This is a genomic window from Rhodospira trueperi (genome assembly GCF_900101965.1).
Taxonomy (GTDB): domain Bacteria; phylum Pseudomonadota; class Alphaproteobacteria; order Rhodospirillales; family Rhodospirillaceae; genus Rhodospira; species Rhodospira trueperi.
The window spans coordinates 1-19,404 of sequence record NZ_FNAP01000010.1 but is presented as its reverse complement, the minus strand read 5'-3'; the positions used below and the strand labels follow the sequence as shown (position 1 = coordinate 19,404).

Here is a 19,404-nt window from a genome sequence, read left to right as displayed (position 1 = left end):
CGCGGCACTCCGCCGGCGGCGTATGGGCGCATTTTCGCGCCGTTCGTTCGCAGAATTTTAACTCAGAGACACCGATCATAAAGAGGCAAAATCGTTATTGCCAGGTTCTCCTGCCAGGAGATCTGACCATGACCACCCCCAATGTGACGTTTGTCAATCTTCCGACGATATCAGTGGACGGTATACTGGGGGGAAGCAATGTATATCCGGCGGTTTCGATGCCGTTAGGAATAATGTACCTGTCTTCTGCGATCAAAGAATCGGCAGGGGTTAAGTTTGTTGATCTAATTGATTACAATATAGAAACGCTCAATAGAGGTAAGCACGGATCAATCGAAAACTTCATTTTTAATGTAGCGAACGATTCTGTAGAGCGATCTCCTGATATTCTTGCTGTTTCTTTTATGTTCTCATTTTCTGTTGAGTTTTTTGGCCGCATGATGCCTATCCTTCGCGAGATGTGGCCCGACACAACCGTTGTCGTCGGGGGCATGCACGCAACCAATGACGTGTATGGCCTGCTCGCGCGCCCCGATGTCGATTGGGTGGCCCGAGGGGAGGCGGAACTCGGATTCGCGCAGTTCATCAGACAGATGGCCGAGGGCGTCCCAGCGGACGTGCGCGGGTTCTTCGACAAGACAGCGATCACCGATCATCGGACCGGGGTGCTGGATCGCTGTTTGATGGTCGAAGACCTGGATCGTTTGCCGTTCCCGGATTGGGACCTTCTGGACATGGATGCCTATGTGAATTCCCCCTACTCGCGGAAGCGGAATTTCGGGGCGGCGCGCGAAGCCCGGATGGCCTCGATCATGACGTCGCGCGGGTGCCCGTTCCATTGTACGTTTTGCAGCAGCCATACCGTTCACGGGCGGGAAATGCGGTATCGATCTCAAGAAAATGTTCTGGAAGAAATAAGAATCCTGAACAAACGCTGGGGCGTCAATCTTTTCGTTCCTGAAGATGACATGTTCACCATCAAGAAAGAAAGAATTGTTGGCCTTCTTGATGCAATTGATGGTTTGAACATTGAGAACATGGAAATGCAATTTCCAAATGCTCTTTCTGTTAATACTCTCGATAAAGATGTCATTGAAGCGCTTCGCCGCGCCGGTATGAGCGTTCTTACTCTCGCAATCGAATCGGGAAGCGACTATGTCCAAAAACATATCATCAAGAAACGATGCAGTTTGGACCGTGCCAGAGACTTGGTAGCCTATGCTGTTAACCATGATATTTATGTCCGGTGCTATTTCATTCTTGGATTTCCCGGAGAGACTATAGAGAACATGAAGGAAACCGTGGCGTTTGCCCGTGATTTGGGCGCCGACTGGTGCGAATTCATGGTGGCAATGCCCTTGATTGGGAGCGAGATGTTCCAAGAATTCAGCGATATGGGGGTCCTGTCGAACGATGACCGGTCGTGGACGGGAACGTATCGCGACCGTTCATTCGACACGCCGGAGATATCGGCGGATGATCTGGAGAAATTGGCGTACAGGGCCAACCTGGATGTGAACTTCATCAATAATGTAAAGATGAGATCTGGGCATTATAAGAAAGCGCTGGTGGAGTTTGAAGATGTTCTGGTTCGCCATACATTTCATATCATTGCATTGTATTGCAAGGCGCTGTGTCACAAACATATGGGTGACTCGGACGCCGCCGTGGAAGCCATGGACCGAATCCATCACCTGATCGAGACGGATGATCGATCGCGAAAAATGTTCGACGAGTATGGTGACCTGATCTCGTGGGATCTGGCGCGGGCGACCGACGATCAGCCATCCCCCGTGCCTTCGATCCGGCCGGAGGAGTCCGGGGTGGCGTTGGCGTCGAGCCCGACGTGATCGAATGGATCGACGAGAGGCCGGCGTGATGTGTCGTTTCGGCCCGAAAGGGGCCGTTTCGGCCGTCCGATACGGTCCGATCAGTCGCTTTTTCGGCCGAGTTGGGCGTTGCCGGGGCGTGTCTCGGCATAAGAACCAAGGTCCGAAAGATCCGGGTCGCTACCTCGCGTGCAGCGTTGCCGCGATAGGGTGCTGTGTCGTCATGGCATAACGCGCCGGTGGCGACGGCATGGGCTCGCGCCGACAGAAAGCCGGGTCCCTGGGAGACAGCGGGTCATGGATTGGCGATTCCGTCTCCTGATTGTCATTCCCGCTGGCAGCACCGGTCCTCCCTGAGAAGGCGGTTGAAGCTGCGGTCCTAGGGGTCTAATCTCGTCACCTGTATTGAGTTTCCGCGTTGACCGAGGATGGGGTGTCCTAGACCTGCAACCGTTTTCCTTCCGGCACGGTGATCCATTGGAGGCGGGCCGGTGCTTCGCTGAACCAGCGAGGCGCCTAATGGGCCTGTCGCAGCCGATCAGCGATGGGCGCGCGTTTGGGGGCGGAGATCGGGAAGCCATTGGTTGAGTGTCTTGGGCGAGGACGTCGCCGAAAATAGGGCCGTGGCGTGACAATGAACGGATTGGACCCGGCGCTGGCCGCTGCGTCCCCTGCCAGAGCCGGTCCCCCCAGGACGGGACGGTCTCGGTCGAACGGTGGCGGTGCGACACCCGCGCCACGGCCGGGCGTTGTGCGGACTGCCATTGTGGTTGCGGATCCGGCCGCGCCCACGCGCGCCGAGCGGCGGTTCATCGACCATATTGTGACGGATGTGCGCTTCTCCATTGAGGCGCTCGTTTTTGTGGACGCTCCCCGTCCAGCAGCAACCACTTCAATCGCCGTAAGGGCGCTGATGTGGGCGGAGGCCGGCGTGACAGCCCGCTTTCAGCGTGGGTCGACCAGTGGAGAGCGCCCGCCGCAGCCCACCTCCGCCCCGGTCATGCCTCTGGCAGAAGCGGTGGCCGGCCAACGGACATTCGATGTTGTGGTCGATTTCGTCCACGATCCAAGAGTCCTGACGCTGTGTGCCCGAACCCGATTCGGGGTCTGGCGGCTTGATGCCTTCGCGAGCGGGGCCGGCTATCGCGAGGCGTTTGAGGAAGCCCCTGTCACCCCCGTCGTCCTGACGGTCCAACAGAGTGCGGAAGAGCCTCCTCGCGTCGTTGCCCGTGTTGACCATGACACGAAGTTCCCGGCTAGCCGTCATCACGCGTTCTTGCGCGAGAAGGCGGTGCCGTTGGTGATGCGGGAGCTGGCGCGCCTGCACCAGGACGGCGCCGTTCAGGATCTCGGGTTGGCCGAACCGAGACCATCGCCATCGGCGCGATCCCACGTGCCCCGCTACCTGACGCGGTGGGGCGGGGAGGTCGTGCAGCGGTTCAAACGGGCCGCCGGCGCCCGCCTCGGCCGCCGGTACGGGGGGTTTTATCTGAAGATCGGCCGGGGCACTCCCCACACCTTCGACCCTGCGGCGGCTCAGTCTGTGATGCCGCCAAGCCATGCCTTTTGGGCTGATCCGTTCCTGTTCGAGACCGAAGACGGCCTGTACGTGTTCTATGAGGATTACGATTACAGGACCGGCCTTGGCCATATTGCCGTGGCCCGAACGGACGGTGACCGCTTCGACGTCATCGGCGATGCGTTGCGGCGCCCCTATCACCTTTCTTTTCCGTTTGTCTTCAGGTGGAACGGCGACATCTGGATGATACCGGAAACAATCCAAGCCGCCCGCATCGAGGTGTGGCGCGCGCGCGCGTTTCCTTTGGAATGGGAACTGGTGGCGACGGCATTGGAAGGGACCCGCGCCGCGGATACGGTGCTGGCGGTCCATGAGAACGCTTGGTGGGTGTTCACCAACATATTTGGCGATATTTTCGATGATTATAGTGGGGAATTGCATGTTTATCGCGCCGACAGCCCGCTTCTGCGTCGATTGGAGCCCCACCCCCTGAATCCGGTGGTGGTCGGGTCCTGCACTGCCCGAAACGGCGGGCGCGTGTTTCACGAGAACGGACGTCTGTACCGAACGTCACAGGAGAATTCCCATGGCACTTACGGATACGGGCTCAATGTGATGGAAATCACGGCGCTTGATTTGACATGCTACGAAGAAACCCGGGTGCGCCGGATCACGCCGGACTTCGAACCCGGCATCATAGGCTGCCACCATTGCGACGCCGCTGCGGGTGTTGTCGTCTTTGATGTTCGCGCGGCCCTATTCTGATCGTGCTGGTGGTGGCCGGAACTCACTTGGGATGATCCGCAGCGTCGGGGCGAGCGGGCCTGGATTATTCATCGGGGGTTGGCGGGTGGTAACCGGCCGCTCTGGGCCGCCGAGATAGGGGCTTGAAGATTACGCGGCGGCGGTCTGGCAGGCGTTGGCTGCGCGCCAGTTCCATTTGAGCAGGTCGTCCAGGCGGTTGATCGTGTGATCGTTGATCCGGGCCAGGATGTCGGTCAGGTAGGCCTCCGGATTCAGGCCGCTCATCTTGGCGGTCTCGATGAGGGTCATGGCGTCGGCCAGAACCTCGCCCACCAGGCGCAGCGGCCTGCCGCAGGCCGGACACTGCTCGCCCGGGCCCAGGACGATGCGTTCGCGCGGGGGGTGTCCGGCAACCACCTTGGGCTTCTTGCGACGGCGCGGCGCGGTCTTCTGGGACGGCTGGCCCGGGTCCGATGCTGTCTCGCTCTCGGGGACGGGTCGGTCTCTTCCTCCTCGGCCGGGGCCGGCTCGGCCACCGCCCGCGCCACCTCGATCCCCTCCCACGGCATCGCCAGCTGTGCCGGCGTCAGTCGCACGGTCCCGTCGCCTCCGGACGGCCAGGGGAAGCGGCCATGCGCCAGCACCTTGTAGTACAGGCAGAAGACCTGCCCATCCCAATACAGAAGTTTCCCCCTGTCGCCCCGAGGGGCTCGGTGGTGGTGAGGCGGTCGAGGCTACAGCGCGCGCAAGCGCGCCCGGGCGTCGCGAATCAAGGCTTGCAGTGACTCCAAGGGCACGCCGTCGCGGTGCATCATGGAGTGAATGAGCGGGTCGTTGAGCACGTTTGTCACGGCGGGCTCGGCGGTTCCACCAAACGTCTCGGTATCATGTCGTTTCATGGCACGCCCCGCGCTGCGCGCCGTTTTCAAGGCGACACGGGCGTGGGCTGCGGCGGCGCGCGCCCGTGGGTCTTCGGTGGTCCACGCGGTGGGTCGCGCCAGGGCGCGTGCGCTTCGCGCGGATGAGCCGTCGATCATGGCGCTGTCAACGATCCGCATGGTCATGGATTTCACGACCTTGCCTCAAAGGACCGGTCGAACTCGCGCAAGGCGTCATGGTACCGCGACGCGGCCATGCGATCGCCACGGCGATTGGCTGTGCGCGCCGCCCGGTCCAGGACCTCGCGAATGGTCTGACGCCCATGCGGCTGGCGGAGCGTCATGTCGGTCCACGCTGCGGCAAGCAGGGGCACCATGCCCTCGCTTTCCGCGATGGCCGCGATGCACGGGGACGTCGATGCCGTCAGCGTACGAATGCGTTCGGGGTCCTGTCTCATGATCCTGCCTCCGGTCCGGTGGGAGCATGGAGCCGAGGGCCGTGACCCCCTTCAGGGGTTCGCCCGGCCGCGCCAGCGCCAACGCCCCGTCTCCCGGCTTCGCTTGTGCGAAAGCCGGGAGACCTTCAGGTCGGCGCCGCGCGAGCTGCCGAACAGCAAAAGGCGCGGTTGCCCGCTCCGCTCATCCTGTCCCGTGGCTTGCGCTGGCGTGTTCCTGTGAGCGGGCGGCGGGATTACCCGGCGGGCGATTGCCTGGGGGAGGGCGCACGCTTGGCCCCGGGCGCCGACGCCTGCTCGGTCTTGCGGGTTCTGAAACCCCATGGCAGGTAGAACGGGCACCAGCCGACCAGGGCGGTGACGACCGGAATCACTCCGATCCAGCCCCAGAGGGACAGGGGTTCCCACCATATGGCGGCGAAGATCAGCGTCATGCCAACGCCAAATCGCAGCAGGCGGTCGAGAGTGCTGAGGTTCTTGGACATGGTCTGGCTTTCCCTCCGAGGACGTGAAACGGTGCGTAGGCGACCATCCGAAAGCGGATCGCCTGACTCTGAGGATGGTAGACCGAGGGGTGGGTCCGCGTCCATGAATAAATGCAATCGAGTCGCATTCGCACTTTTGTGGACCCAACGGTCTTCGGGGGAGGGGATGAGACAGGACGGATCGGACGTTCTCGGTGTCCCCAGGCCCGCCACCTAGCCGGCGCCCGACACGCGGGTTTTCTCGCGAGGATCGCTCGCGATCCGACCATTCTTTCCCCGGGGCATGTCGCCCATTAACCCGAAAGATTTGGAACGGCAGGATTTTCGGATGCAAATGACACGCACTCGCACTACTGTGGCGATGGTCGTCCCATCGGCGGCCAAGCCGGCGGACCCTTAATCTCCGGCCGAACAGCGTGGTGTGGCAGCATGGGCACCGCGTTGACGGCCATCGGGGGCCGTCGGGGGGCGCGACCCCTCCCCCCGACGGTCGACCGCCTAGCCAACGGTCGGTCGCCCGGCCCCTCCCCCCGACGGCCGACCGGTCAGCCAACGGTCGGCCGTCGGGCTAAATCGACCACCACGAGCAGAGCGACGCGGCCAATCCGAAACCCAATCCGGCCGAAACCCAATCCGGAACCATCGTGTCTCGGATTGGTCGCGGTTCGCTCTACCGAACGCTGAACGTCAGGGTGGCGCCGTGGTAGACCTGATCGGCCTTGCCGACCAGATCGGCGAGCGGGCCGTTCGGCGTCACGTCCTCCTTGTGGTTGACGGAAATCATCCACTGGCCCTGGCTCCGCACGCGGAACCGGACGCGCCCGTCCTTGAGGTGCGAGAACAGGGCGAACCCGTCGCTCTGGCCGAACCCGGTGCCCTGGGCCGTGATGTATTCGATGCTCCGCGCCGACGCCCTCAGGGCGCGACACGCGGGGTCGGGCGGGTCGGCCTGACGATCGAGCGAGGGCAGGAACACGAGGGGCAGGTGAGCGGTGTTGTCGAAAGGCGCACGCTCGCCTCCAAGGACCGCGCGGCGTCCGGCCGCGATGACCAGCACCAAACCCGATCCATTCTTGCGCCCGGCGCCCCCTTGAGCAACGATTGTCCGGTGTTGGAAACGGGGGACATCATGGATGGGGCGGAGTCCGAGGGGCTGATCCTTCACGTCGAAACGACACCGAAAGTGAACTTCGCTTGCCACCAGAGCGCGTTTCCGGTTGTGCGCGCGCTGAGCGTGGAAAACCGCGGTCCCGACACCGCCCTCGACAATGTGACCGTGACCGCCACCGCGACGCCGCCGTTCTTTCGCGATGCGGTCTGGACACTGGACCGGATCGGGCCGGGGACGTCCGTGGCGGTGAAGACCCCCGACGTCGAGGTCGACGGCCAGTTCCTGCTCAACTTGGCCGATGCGGTGCGCGGCACGCTGACCATCCGCGCCGAACATGCGGGCGTGTGCCTGGCCGAAACCACCCGCCCCATCGAATTGCTGGCCTACAACGAGTGGGGCGGCGCGGGTTACATGCCGGAGCAACTGGCGGCGTTCTCGGTGCCCAACGACCCGGTGGTCGACCGGATTCTCGGTGACGCGGCGGAGGTGTTGCGCCACGCCGGCCGGCCGAGCGGCATCGACGGCTATCAGTCCGGCCGGCGCGAGCGCGTCTGGGAGATCGCTGCCGCCATCTACACGGCCATCGCCAACCTCGGCCTCAACTACGCCATGCCGCCGGCCAGCTTCGAGCGGGACGGCCAGAAGATCCGGCTGCCCGGCCAGATCATGGACAGTGGCCTAGCGACCTGTCTCGACCTCACCATGCTGTTCTGTTCGGCGCTGGAGCAGGCGGGGCTCAATCCCGTCGTGGTGCTGCCGCAGGGCCACGCGCTGATCGGCGTGTGGCTGCAACCGGAGCAGTTGTCGACCATCGTCATTGACGAGGCCGAGCCGCTGCGCAAGCGGGTGGCGCTGAAGGAACTGCTGCTGTTTGAGACCACCTACGTCACGTCCAACCCGCCGCCGCCGTTCACGCGCGCCATCGAGGCGGCCGGCGATCAGGTGTTGCCAGAGCGCGACGAAACGTTCGGCGCCGCCGTCGACATCCGCCGCGCGCGGGCGTTCCGGATCGCCCCCCTGGGCCTGAAGAGCGGCCCGGCGGACGGGATGGAGCCCGCCGCCCTGGCGGCGCCGACCGTGGTTCTGGGGCTGGAGGCACCGCCACCGCTGCCCGGCTTCGACGCCGCGCCCGAGGCGCCGGTGCAGGACGACACCCCGGCGGGGCGGTTGGAGCGCTGGCACCGGCGGCTGCTCGATCTCTCGGTGCGCAATCCGATGCTGCACCACCGCGCCAGCACCACCAGTCTGTCCCTCATTTGCCCCGATCCGGGTCTGCTGGAAGACAAGCTTGCCGCCAACGCCCGGATCGCCGTCCAGCCGGTGCCGCACCGCTCCGCGCCCGGGCAGGATGCGGACCTGCACCGTCAGCGCACCGGTGAGGCGATCACCCAGGACTACGCGGCCGACGCTCTCGAACACAATCAGGTCCTGGTCGATCTGCCGGAGGCCGAGCTGTCTCGCCGGCTGGTCGAAATCTACCGCCGGTCCCGCACCGCGTTGCAGGAAGGCGGCGCCAACACGCTGTTCCTGGCCCTGGGCTTCCTGTTGTGGAAACGCGATGACAAGGACGACCGCCGCTTCCGCGCGCCCCTGATCCTGATGCCGGTGGCGCTGGACCGAACCTCGGTGCGCAGCGGCGTGAGGCTGACCGCCCACGATGACGAGCCGCGCTTCAACACCACGCTGCTGGAGATGTTACGCAAGGACTTCGACATCCACATCGGCGGGCTGGACGGCCCGCTGCCGGAGGATCACAGCGGCATCGACGTCGCCGGCATCTGGACCAGGGTTCGCCACGCGATCAAGGACGCGCCTGGCTTCGAGGTGGTCGAGGACGTGGTCCTGGGCCACTTCTCGTTCGCCAAGTACCTGATGTGGAAGGATCTGGTCGATCGCACCGACGCCCTGCGTCGCAACGCCGTTGTCCAGCACCTGATCGACACGCCGCGCGACCCGTTCCCCAGCGACATTCGCTTCGTCGACGGCGCCCAGGTGGACCGATTGTACGCGCCGTCCGACCTGCTGGCGCCACTGCCAGCGGATTCGTCGCAGATGGCGGCCATCGCCACGGCTGACAGGGGCAAAACCTTCGTCATCATCGGGCCGCCCGGCACCGGCAAGAGCCAGACCATCGCCAACATGATCGCCCACCTGCTGGGCAGCGGGAAGTCCGTGCTGTTCGTGTCCGAGAAGGCGGCGGCCCTGGAGGTGGTTCACCGCCGGCTGGAGCGCATCGGGCTGGGTCCCTTCTGCCTGCAACTGCACTCCAACAAGGCGCGCAAGGCCGATGTGCTGCGCCAGCTTGGCGAGGCGTGGACGGGCGGGCAGCCGCACGACGCCGCCACCTGGCACCGCGAGGCCGAGCGCCTGCGCACCCTGCGCGACCGCCTCAATCAGGTGGTCGATCACCTGCATGCGCGCCACCGCAACGGCCTGACGCCGCACCACGCCGTCGGCGTGTCGATCCGGGACGCAGCCCTGGCGGCGCACGTCTCGCTCCGCTGGCCCAAGGCCGACATGCACGACGAGGCGACCCTGGAGGCCATGCGCGAGGCCGTCGAGGCGCTGGCGATCCAGGCCGGCGCCGTGCGCAATCTATCCGCGAGCCCGCTGCGGGGCGTGCTGGGCGGCGACTGGTCCCCGCAGTGGGAAACGCACCTCGTTGAGGGGTCCGAGACCCTGACGCGAACCGCCCGCGACCTGCGGGCCGCCTGCGCCGCCTTCGCGAACGCCGTCGGCTTCGACTGTCCGACGCTCACACCCGGCCGCCTGGATGCCCTTGTGGACCTCGCCCAGGTGCTGCGGGAGTCGCATCGCCGCCAGACCGCCTGCGCCTTCGGTCCCGACGGTGCCGAGCGCCTGGAGGCACTCGACCAGGCGGTGACGCATCTGCGGGACTATCTGGCGGCCCAGCGGGATCTCAGTGTTCCGTTCGATCCCATGGCCTGGCGCGAGTTGGATGGCGATGCCTTGGCTCGGCGATGGGCCGTCGCCCGCGAGACATGGTGGCCCAAGCGCGCCTTCCTGAAGGGGCGCATCCGCAAGGAGATGCGGCGGCTCGGCAACACAGCCGGCAAACCCGATCCGGAGCACGACGCCCCCGTTCTCGCGCGGCTGCGGCGCCACGGCGAGGCCATCGACCGCCTGGGACCGATCCTGGAGGCCGTTAAGGGCTGGCGCGGTCACGACAGCGCGCCCGACGACATGGACCGGCTGCGCGACCTCGGCCAGCGCGCCCGGCAGGCCGCCGGCCGCCTCGCCGACGACGCCACCGCGTTGACCGCTCTGCGGGCGCGCCTGCGCGACCTGCTCCACGACGGCAACGACCTGCTGGCCGCCGACGCGCCGGTCGGGGTGGTGGCCCGCTCGCTCGATCAGGCCATGGACGCCTACCGCGAGGCTCACCAGGCGTTCGACCGCCAGCGCGGCGCCCCGTCGGCGGGGACCGATGCCGCCGCCGCGCCGGACCTCGACGCGGTGGTCGACATGGCGGCGGGAATCGCCGGCGCCCGGGCGGAGCTTCGGGAGTGGTGTGCGTGGCGCCGCCGCCGCACCCAGGCCATCGACCTCGATCTGATGCCGATGGTCGAGGCGTTGGAGGCCGGACGGATCGACCCGACACAGGCCCGGGATGTCTTTGAAGCGGCGTACTGCACATGGTGGGCCGCCGCCATCATCGGCGAGGACGAGGTGTTGCGGACCTTCTCCACGGCCGAGCACGAGGCGGCCATCCAGAAGTTCAGGGAGGTGGACGAGACCTTCCAGGCCCTGACGGCCGCGTATATCGTCGCCCGCCTGCGCGGCGACATGCCGGATCAGGAGACCGTCACCCGTGGCTCCCAGTGGGGCATTCTGAACCGGGAACTGCAGAAGAAGGCGCGCCACAAGCCGGTCCGCCAACTGGTGCAGGAGATTCCGGATGTGCTGGGGACGCTGGCACCGTGCCTGATGATGTCGCCCCTGTCGGTGGCCCAGTACCTGCCGGCGGAGCAGACACCCTTCGACGTGGTCATCTTCGACGAAGCCTCGCAGATCACGGTGTGGGACGCCGTCGGCGCCATCGCGCGCGGCCGCCAGTTGATCGTCGCCGGCGATCCGAAGCAGATGCCGCCCACCAATTTCTTCGACCGCTCGGACGACGACATCGACGGGGATGTCGAAACCGACGTTACGCTGGAAAGCATCCTCGACGAAATGCGCGGCGCCAGCATTCCCGAACGCGTGCTGTCGCTGCACTACCGCTCACGTCGGGAAAGCCTGATCGCGTTTTCCAACAGCCGCTACTACGAGGACCAGCTCGTCACCTTCCCGGCGCCGTCGGTGCGCGACCATGGTGTGGCCCTGGTGCGAACCGAGGGACACTACGCGCGCGGCAAGGCCCGGCATAACGAGGGCGAGGCGCGCGCCGTCGTCGACGAGGTGGTGCGCCGCCTGACGCACCCGGACGAGGCGGTGCGGGCGCTGTCGATTGGCGTCGTGACCTTCAACGCGGAACAGCAGACCCTGATCGAGAACCTGCTGGACGAGGCGCGCGGCCGACAGCCGGAGATCGAATGGGCCTTCGCCGCCGACGGCCTGGAGGAACCCGTGTTCGTCAAGAACCTGGAGACCGTGCAGGGCGACGAGCGCGACGTGATCCTGTTCAGCATCACGTACGGTCCCGACCGAACCGGCCACATGACCATGAACTTCGGGCCGCTGAACAAACAGGGCGGCGAACGCCGCCTGAACGTGGCGCTGACCCGGGCACGGTTCGAGATGCGGGTGTTTTCATCCCTGGCGCCAGAGCGGATCGACCTGTCGCGCACGCAGGCCCGCGCCGTCACCGACCTGAAGCACTTCCTGGAGTTCGCCGAGCGCGGCCCGTCCGCGCTGGGCAGCGCTGTGTTCGGGTCTGTCGGCGACGTGGAATCACCATTCGAGAGTGCCGTGCTGCGGGCGCTCCGCGAGCGCGGATGGGAGGTTCATCCGCAGATCGGCGTGTCGCGCTACCGCGTCGACCTGGGCGTCGTGCATCCCGACCTGCCCGGCAGCTATCTGGCCGGCATCGAATGCGACGGGGCCATGTACCACAGCGCCGCCAACGCTCGGGAACGCGACAAGATCCGGCAGGCGGTCCTGGAAAGCCTGGGCTGGACGCTGTTCCGCATCTGGTCGACCGACTGGTGGCACCACGCCGACGCGGCCCTGGGGACGGTCGACGCGGCCCTGCGGGCGCATCTGGAGGCCGACCGCGCGCGGCGGGCCGAGGCGGCGGCCGCGAAGGCGGAGGCCGAAGCGAAGGCCATGGCCGAAGCCGAAGCGCAAACCGAAACGGAGACCAAAGGGATGCCCCACAAGGAGACCGCCGCACCCGCCGGAACCGGCTCCACCGGCCCGGCGGAAACACATGGCACAGCGCGGAATACCGATCTTTTCGGCGATGTCGGCCCCCTCGACGCTCCGGCCGCCCCGCGTCCGCTGGCCGCCGCCGACCGCTCCCCGACCGATGGGGAGACCGCGAGCAGATCAGCGGACAGCCCGGCGCCCCCTCGCGACGCCGGGCCGCTCGACGTGGCCAGAACCTACGTCGTCTCGACGTTCAATGCCCCGGATCTGGCCTCCGATCCGGAGGCATTCTATGACGACTCCTATGACGGCCGGCTGGCCGCCATGGTCCGGCATGTGGTGGACACCGAAGGCCCGGTCCACGAGGACATCCTGGTGCGGCGCATCGCGCGTCATCACGGGTTCAAGCGGGCGGGCCGGTTGATCCGCGAGCGGGTGCTGGAGGTCGCCGGCGACCACGCGGCACGGACCACCGAGGACGTCGGCGTGTTCTATTGGGCCAAGGCGCCGGACCACGGCCACCCGGCCCCGGCCCGCTGCCAGGGTCGCGACGACGACGTCCGCTCGGTGGACTACATCTGCGCGGCGGAACTGCGCTCCATCAACGCCGACCTGGATTTGATGGGCGATCCTGGTGCACTGGCTCGGGCCATCGGCCTCGCCCGCCTCAGCCAGAGCGCGCGCGACAGGCTGGAGCGGGTGTTGGCGTGATCGTGTCGTTCGACGTTGGACAACCGATCCCGGTCTCCGGACCTGCCCCATGCGAAACCGTTTATGGAGCGGTCGACGACCGCCAGGATTGAGGACCCAGAGATCAAATTCAGCTTGGCTGGTCGATGAGAGCGTTGCAAGCATGCCGGAAGGCATCCAGGATGTCGCAGTGATCGGGGGAACCCTAAGGTAGCGCAGCGTCCTGTCTCACAAAACCGTGCCCCAACCCAATGGTCCGACCAACTCGGTCGTCCCGACGGTTGTCCCAACGGTTCGTGGGCAACGCTGTGTCGGCGTCTGCTCATCATCATGTTTCCTACGCGCTTGTCCGGGATTGCGATCCGTGCCGGTTCCTCCGCTTCATCTCCTCAAGCTCGCCTTCGGCACCGTGACTTGGCAGCGTGGAGCGACGTATCACCGCTCCGGCCGGGCGGCGGTGACGTCCGCGTCGCCGGACGGAACCCGCGTGGCGGGCACGGTCAAGGGCACCCGCTCTCTCCCCTACCAGACGGAGGCGCGCCTGGCCCTTGACCGGCATGGCGTGCCCACGGTGATGACCGAGTGCGCCTGTCCGGTGGGCCTGAAGTGCAAGCATGCCGTCGCTCTGTTGTTGCAGGCGCTTGATGACGGCGTGCTGCGCCTGCCGGAAAGGGGGGCGACGTCCGCCGAACTGGTGGAGGTGGAGGTGGAGCGGCCACCGCCCGCCGCGAACGATGCCGGGGTCCTGGAACCGGCGGTCGATCAGTGGTTGCGGTCGTTGGAGGCCGCCGGGGAGTCGGACAGCGAGGCCTATCCGGAAACCGTCCGCCAGCGCCTGATCTATGTCGTTCATGAGTACGTCTGGCCCACCGGCCGCCGAGAGGCCCGGGTGCGCCCCCTGTCCGTTCGGCTGTTGAAAGACGGCTCCTTCTCCAAGAGCGCCAATCCCTACGATCCCTCGAACATCTCCAGCGCACAAGGCGGCGCGAAGTTTCTGCGGCCGTCCGACCGGACCATCCTGGACAGCCTGGCTCGCCTGCGCGACGGCGGCTCGGGGATGGGCGGACGCACGTTGTCGGGCGATCAGGGCGCCTCCATCCTGGAGGCGATCCTTGAGACCGGCCGTGCCCGCTGGAACGATCTGACCGGACCCGCGATGGTGCGCGGCGAGCCCCGCCCGGGCCGCGCAACCTGGACCGTGGAGGACGACGGCCGGCAACGCCCCGTCGTCGTGCCGGACGCCGACACAGATGCCTCGGACCCGCTGGCGGTGCTGCCCATGGGGCCGCCGTGGGCCATCACCGCCGATCCGACGGTCCCCGACCGGGTGATCGCGTCGCCGCTGTCGCTGCCCATCGCGCCGCGCACCCTGGCGGCGCTGTTGGCGGCGCCGGCGCTGGCGCCCGAGCAGGTCGAACCGGTGCGCGGCCGACTGTCGACGGTTCTGGGCGATCAGGTCACCGGCGCCACGCCGGAGGTTCTGCCCCGCGCCCTTCCGCCGCCCCGGGTCATCAAGGAGGCCCCGGTTCCGTGCCTGCGCATCTTCCCCCTGGAGGTCCAGCGCAGTCCCTACTGGATGCGCTACGGGGGCGGAACTGGAACGGAAACGCTGCGGCTGGCGCGCCCGTGGTTTCGCTACGGCGGGCTCGATGTTCCCGCCACCGAAACCGATGCCAAGGTCACCCGGCGCGACGGGGACGGTCTGGTCCAGGTTGTCCGCGCCAAGGGCAAGGAACGGGACGCCCTGCGCGCCCTGTCCCGCATCGGCTTCACCCGCGCCGGCAACCGCTATGACCTTTCGATTCCTCAGGCCCATCGCGACGACCTCACCCTGATCCCGGACGAGGACCTGGACTCGGCATGGCTCGCCGTGCTGCTGGAGGACGTGCCGCGCCTGCGCGAGACGGGCTGGCAGGTGGAGATCGCCGACGATTTCCCGCTGCGCCCGATCCTGATCGACGGCGATGTCGAGGCCGGCCTGGAACAGCCCGGGGACGGCTCCGGGATCGACTGGTTCGACCTCAGCCTGGGTGTGATGGTGGACGGCGAGCGGGTCGACCTGCTGCCGGCCCTGCTGGGCGTGCTGGAGGGGATCCCGGCGGACGCCCTGGACGACCTGCTGGACGATGTCGGCGAGGACATTGAGACCCTGAACGTGAGGGCGCCGGACGGCCGGGTCTTCGTCCTGCCGTTCGCGCGGATCAAACCCATCCTGCGCGCCCTGGTGGACCTGTTGGGCAGCGACGCCGGCCCCGCCCATGGCGGCCGCCTGTTGGCGTTGGACATGGCAGACCTGACGGCGTTCGAGGACGCGGTGGCCGACAGCGGCGTCGTCTTCAAGGGCGGCGAGCAGGTGCGTGCCTTGGGTCGCCGCCTGCGCGAGGCCCACGGCGCGCCGCCGGAAGTGACGCTGCCGCCGGCCTTCACTGGCACGCTTCGGCCCTATCAGAGCGCTGGGGTAGCCTGGATGCAACTTCTGCGAGAGGTCGGGCTGGGCGGCATCCTCGCCGACGACATGGGCCTGGGCAAGACGGTGCAGGCGCTGGCGCATCTGTCCATAGAGAAGGCCGAGGGCCGTCTCGACCGCCCCTCCCTGGTGATCGCCCCCACCAGCCTGATGGGCAACTGGCAGGCCGAGGCGGCGCAGTTCGCCCCCGACCTGAAGACGCTGGTGCTGCAAGGGCCGGAGCGCAAGGCCGATTTCGGACGTCTGGGCGAGCATGATCTCGTGTTCAGCACGTACCCGCTGCTGGCCCATGATGGCGAGGTTCTCGCCGGACAGGACTGGCATCTGCTGATCCTGGACGAGGCGCAGGCCATCAAGAACCCGCAGACCACGGCGGCGAAGACCTTGCGCCGCCTGACCGCGCGCCACCGGTTGGCCCTGACCGGCACCCCGGTCGAGAACAACCTGGGGGAGCTGTGGGCGCTGTACGATGCCATCTCGCCGGGATTGCTGGGCGACCGTAAGAGCTTCACCAAGCAGTGGCGCACGCCCATCGAGAAGCAGGGCGACACCGAGCGGCAGGGGCGGCTGTCGCGGCGGCTGCGGCCGTTCCTGCTGCGCCGGACCAAGGGGGATGTGCTGGCCGACCTGCCGCCGCGCACCGACATCGTGGAGCATGTCACCCTGGAGGCCAATCAGCGCGCCGTCTACGAGGCGATCCGGCTGGCCATGCATACCAAGGTCCGCGAGGCCATCGCGAAAAAGGGGCTGGCGCGCAGCCGCATTGAACTGTTGGAGGCGCTGCTGCGGCTGCGTCAGGTGTGTTGCGACCCGCGCCTTGTGGCCGGGGCGCGTCAGGCCGGCCGCGCGGACAAGGTGCGCGCCGCCGGCTCGGCCAAGCTCGACCGCTTGATGGAGATGCTGCCCGAACTGGTCGCCGAGGGTCGGCGCGTGCTGCTGTTCTCGCAGTTCACCAGCATGCTGGACCTGATCGAGACGGCGGTGACGCGCGCCGGCATTCCCTATGTGATGCTGACCGGGCAGACGCGCGACCGGACGAGCGTGGTCAAGCGGTTCCAGAAAGGCGACATGCCGTTGTTTCTCATCAGCCTGAAGGCGGGCGGCGTGGGCCTGAACCTGACCGCCGCTGATACGGTCATTCATTACGATCCGTGGTGGAACCCGGCGGTGGAGCAACAGGCCACGGATCGTGCGCACCGCATCGGCCAGGACAAGCCGGTGTTCGTCCACCGCCTGATCGCCGAGGACACCATCGAGGTCAAGATGCAGACCCTGAAGGACCGCAAGCAGGCGCTGGCCGACGGCCTGTATGACCCCGACGGCGCCACCCCCTTCGACATCAGCGAGGAGGACGTCGAGTTCCTGCTTGGGAACGCGTAAAGCGGGAGCCGGGAGACGCTGACTTTCAGACGCGCGGGTTCGTTCACAAGGGCGTGGCGGAGATCATGGGGTGCGCTGACGCTGATCAGGAGGCTCGCAAGCACTGTAAGGCATTGAAAAAGTTCAATTCCGTTGAATTGACGGAATTGGGTTTTGGCGACGCCCCGTCCTCTGACCTGCTGATCATTCCGGAACGGGATGTGTACCGCCGGATCATGCGCTCCAGGCTGCCCCAGGCCGAGGCCTTCGAGGAGTGGGTCGTCGGCCCCGCCCCCATATCCCTTTGAAACACCGCAAAAACCCGGCCGAAGCCGGGTTTGGAGAAACCATCTTAATGGGATAGATGGCGGAGGGAAGGACTCTGGAATCCAACCGTCTCCGGAAATTTCTGTAAATTCGATAGGTTGCTTTATTGACCATGGTCCCGATCGCTTGGTGTCGCGGTGTTTGGGTTTCTTGCCGAGTGTCCCTAGGGGTGGTACATTGACTCAGCATGGAGCAGCGGGATGATCGTTGGGTTTCGGGATGACTGGCTGCGGGCATTCTTCGTGGACGACGTCCGGTCCCGCCACATCCCGCCCGACCACGAAACCCGTGTGTTCCGCAAGCTCCAGATGATCGACGATGCGACGTGTGACCAGGATTTGTGGGTGCCGCCCAGTAACCACTTCGAGACGCTGCGCGGAAATCTCGCCGGACTCCATTCCATCCGCGTCAACAAGCAGTGGCGGCTGATTTTTCGTTGGGACGGCCGCACGGGCGAAGCGTCGGAGACTTATCTCGATGACCACGGTTACAGGTGAGGTCACGCCATGTTGATGACCAAGCGCAAGCCGGCCACGGTCGGTGAGATTCTGGTGGAGGAGTTCATGCGGCCCTTGGGATTGACACAGGGCGCGTTGGCCGAGGCCATGGGCGTTCCGCGCAAGCACGTCAACGAGCTGTGCAACGACCGCCGCTCGGTGACCGCGCCGACCGCCCTCATCCTCGCGCGGGTGTTCGGCAATAGTCCGGATTTCTGGCTCAACGTGCAGCGGCGCACGGATTTGTGGGAGGCGACGCACTCGCCCCGCGAAATGGCGCGGATCGAACGGGCCAAGCCGCTGTCGAGTGCGGCGTGACATCGAATGGGGCGTCGTCCGCGAGAGGGTCTGAGTCACGGTAACACAGAGCGGTCAAACGCATGAGTGTTCCTCACCCCGACCAGACCGTTCACTTGATGAGATGGTACGATGTACGGCGCGTCCGGCACGGTATTGACGGCCGCAACAAATTCTAATTTCAGCTTTACACAACTGACGATTTGCGGCGGCGGTATCAAGAAAACGAAAGTGACCTAATCCGTCTCCGTGATGGCAGTGTCACCCGCACCGAATTGGTTGCTGAAATTCGCTGGCGAGTGTTCTGGGCGCGGTTCGGGTATGGGATAGTCCTGGTCATGACTGTGATCGCGGCATTTGCTGCAGTCATCGCCGCCGTCGAAGGATGGAAGTGGTGACCTTCCGGTATGGTGACCGACCAGTACGGCGCGGATACGGCGACAGAGCACACGATACCTCACCTCAACCGTCCCTTCATCGACTTCGCAGTCAACAGCCTCGGAGAGAATTGGCCGAAAGGGAGGAGATGAGGGGAAAAAAGTCGTCGGGGCGGTCAACAGCTTGACTCTAAGAGACCCGCGGAAGCTGGCGATTTCTGGCGGCGACCACCTCACCGAGAGACCACCGCTGATGCGAGAATGGCGGAGGGGGTGGGACGCTCTGAGCCACACCATCTAACACCAGAAAACCCTTGAAAACTGCCCCCTTCGACGTGATAGCGTTGGTGTGAAACGTGGGTGTGAAGGGGTTCCTGGCAATGTACATCAAGAAGCTTCGGCGGCGTTGGTATGCCATGCACGAAATCCCGGATGATGTTCGGGCTGACCTTGCCCCGAAAAAGTGGACACCGGGTTACGCGGCACGAAGCTCGGCCTGCTCTGGTGTGATGTAGCCGAGCGCTGAGTGAAGGCGCCGGCGATTGTAGTAGCCTTCGATGTAGGCGAACAGATCGCGTTTGGCCTCCTCGCGGGTTGCGTATCGACGATCATGGACCAGTTCGGACTTGAGGGTTCCGAAGAAGCTCTCCATGGGGGCGTTGTCCCAGCAGTTTGCTTTGCGGCTCATGGAGGCGACCAGGCCACTGTTTTTCAACGCTTTTCTGTAGTCGTGGGAGGCATACTGGCTGCCTCGGTCGGAATGGTGGATCAGGCCAGGCGGAGGCTTTTGGCGTTGGGTGGCCATCATCAAGGCCGCCAGCGGCAGTTCGGTGCGCATGTGGTCGCGCATCGCCCAGCCGACCACCTTGCGGCTGAACAGGTCGAGGACCACGGCGAGGTACAGCCAGCCCTCGTCGGTCGGGATGTATGAGATGTCGGCGACCCAGGCGCGCCCTGGGGCGTCCGGCGAGAACTGCCGGTTCAGCAGGTTGGGCGCCACGGGCAGATCATGCTTGCTGTCCGTGGTACACGACCGAAAGG

The 19,404-nt window shown here is 65.6% G+C and carries 11 protein-coding genes and 3 pseudogenes; 7 read left to right on the top strand and 7 right to left on the bottom strand.

Going from position 1 to position 19,404, the window contains the following annotated elements:
- The first annotated feature begins 128 nt into the window (after nucleotides 1–128).
- Nucleotides 129–1,850 carry a B12-binding domain-containing radical SAM protein gene (locus BLS85_RS12995; RefSeq protein WP_092786993.1) on the top strand — a complete coding sequence of 574 codons (1,722 nt, stop codon included), beginning with the start codon at nucleotides 129–131 and terminating at the stop codon, nucleotides 1,848–1,850.
- Between the two features lie 910 nt (nucleotides 1,851–2,760).
- The gene (locus BLS85_RS12990; protein ID WP_143027191.1) at nucleotides 2,761–4,113 is read left to right on the top strand and encodes a glucosamine inositolphosphorylceramide transferase family protein; all 1,353 of its coding nucleotides are present in this window, start codon (nucleotides 2,761–2,763) and stop codon (nucleotides 4,111–4,113) included.
- A gap of 129 nt (nucleotides 4,114–4,242) precedes the next feature.
- On the opposite strand, the pseudogene BLS85_RS12985 reads toward BLS85_RS12990, so the two are convergent.
- The 6 genes and pseudogenes from BLS85_RS12985 to BLS85_RS12960 form a co-directional block, all read right to left on the bottom strand.
- Nucleotides 4,243–4,419: pseudogene (locus BLS85_RS12985) on the bottom strand (transposase domain-containing protein); the annotation flags it as partial.
- Nucleotides 4,398–4,784 (bottom strand): annotated as a pseudogene (tnpB, locus tag BLS85_RS19805) (IS66 family insertion sequence element accessory protein TnpB); the annotation flags it as partial. The pseudogenes tnpB and BLS85_RS12985, both read right to left, overlap by 22 nt.
- A gap of 42 nt (nucleotides 4,785–4,826) precedes the next feature.
- Nucleotides 4,827–5,156, bottom strand: coding sequence for a hypothetical protein (locus BLS85_RS12975; RefSeq protein ID WP_092786987.1), 330 nt, complete (start codon nucleotides 5,154–5,156; stop codon nucleotides 4,827–4,829).
- Nucleotides 5,157–5,161: 5 nt separating this feature from the next.
- Entirely contained in the window at nucleotides 5,162–5,428 is a 267-nt protein-coding gene (locus BLS85_RS12970) for a hypothetical protein (protein ID WP_092786985.1), read from the bottom strand.
- A gap of 233 nt (nucleotides 5,429–5,661) precedes the next feature.
- Complete coding sequence (locus BLS85_RS12965; protein ID WP_092786983.1) at nucleotides 5,662–5,910, bottom strand: YgaP family membrane protein; 249 nt, start codon at nucleotides 5,908–5,910, stop codon at nucleotides 5,662–5,664.
- A gap of 670 nt (nucleotides 5,911–6,580) precedes the next feature.
- The gene (locus BLS85_RS12960) at nucleotides 6,581–6,967 is read right to left on the bottom strand and encodes a hypothetical protein (protein WP_143027190.1); all 387 of its coding nucleotides are present in this window, start codon (nucleotides 6,965–6,967) and stop codon (nucleotides 6,581–6,583) included.
- Nucleotides 6,968–7,039: 72 nt separating this feature from the next.
- On the opposite strand from BLS85_RS12960, the gene BLS85_RS12955 reads away from it, so the two are divergent.
- The 5 genes and pseudogenes from BLS85_RS12955 (at nucleotide 7,040) to BLS85_RS12935 (ending at nucleotide 18,007) form a co-directional block, all read left to right on the top strand.
- Complete coding sequence (locus tag BLS85_RS12955; RefSeq protein ID WP_092787228.1) at nucleotides 7,040–13,060, top strand: DUF3320 domain-containing protein; 6,021 nt, start codon at nucleotides 7,040–7,042, stop codon at nucleotides 13,058–13,060.
- A 343-nt stretch (nucleotides 13,061–13,403) separates the two neighbouring features.
- Nucleotides 13,404–16,886, top strand: a complete 3,483-nt coding sequence (locus tag BLS85_RS12950) for a DEAD/DEAH box helicase (protein ID WP_092786979.1) — start codon at nucleotides 13,404–13,406, stop codon at nucleotides 16,884–16,886.
- Nucleotides 16,887–16,936: 50 nt separating this feature from the next.
- Nucleotides 16,937–17,173, top strand: a pseudogene (locus tag BLS85_RS12945) (BRO family protein); the annotation flags it as partial.
- A gap of 219 nt (nucleotides 17,174–17,392) precedes the next feature.
- Complete coding sequence (locus tag BLS85_RS12940) at nucleotides 17,393–17,689, top strand: type II toxin-antitoxin system RelE/ParE family toxin (protein ID WP_092786975.1); 297 nt, start codon at nucleotides 17,393–17,395, stop codon at nucleotides 17,687–17,689.
- Between the two features lie 9 nt (nucleotides 17,690–17,698).
- Nucleotides 17,699–18,007 (top strand): HigA family addiction module antitoxin, encoded by a 309-nt coding sequence (locus BLS85_RS12935; RefSeq protein ID WP_092786973.1) that lies wholly within the window; start codon nucleotides 17,699–17,701, stop codon nucleotides 18,005–18,007.
- An 831-nt stretch (nucleotides 18,008–18,838) separates the two neighbouring features.
- Here the strand turns inward: BLS85_RS12935 and BLS85_RS12930 are convergent.
- Nucleotides 18,839–19,404, bottom strand: a 566-nt coding sequence (locus tag BLS85_RS12930; protein WP_143027188.1) for an IS3 family transposase, incomplete at its 5' end; no start/stop codon positions are given.

Bases quoted from the DNA above. Each gene is read 5' to 3' on its own strand.
- BLS85_RS12995 (WP_092786993.1), top strand. From the start codon at position 129: ATGACCACCCCCAATGTGACGTTTGTCAATCTTCCGACGATATCAGTG.
- BLS85_RS12975 (WP_092786987.1), bottom strand. From the start codon at position 5,156: ATGACCATGCGGATCGTTGACAGCGCCATGATCGACGGCTCATCCGCG.
- BLS85_RS12970 (WP_092786985.1), bottom strand. From the start codon at position 5,428: ATGAGACAGGACCCCGAACGCATTCGTACGCTGACGGCATCGACGTCC.
- BLS85_RS12965 (WP_092786983.1), bottom strand. From the start codon at position 5,910: ATGTCCAAGAACCTCAGCACTCTCGACCGCCTGCTGCGATTTGGCGTT.
- BLS85_RS12955 (WP_092787228.1), top strand. From the start codon at position 7,040: ATGGATGGGGCGGAGTCCGAGGGGCTGATCCTTCACGTCGAAACGACA.
- BLS85_RS12940 (WP_092786975.1), top strand. From the start codon at position 17,393: ATGATCGTTGGGTTTCGGGATGACTGGCTGCGGGCATTCTTCGTGGAC.
- BLS85_RS12935 (WP_092786973.1), top strand. From the start codon at position 17,699: ATGTTGATGACCAAGCGCAAGCCGGCCACGGTCGGTGAGATTCTGGTG.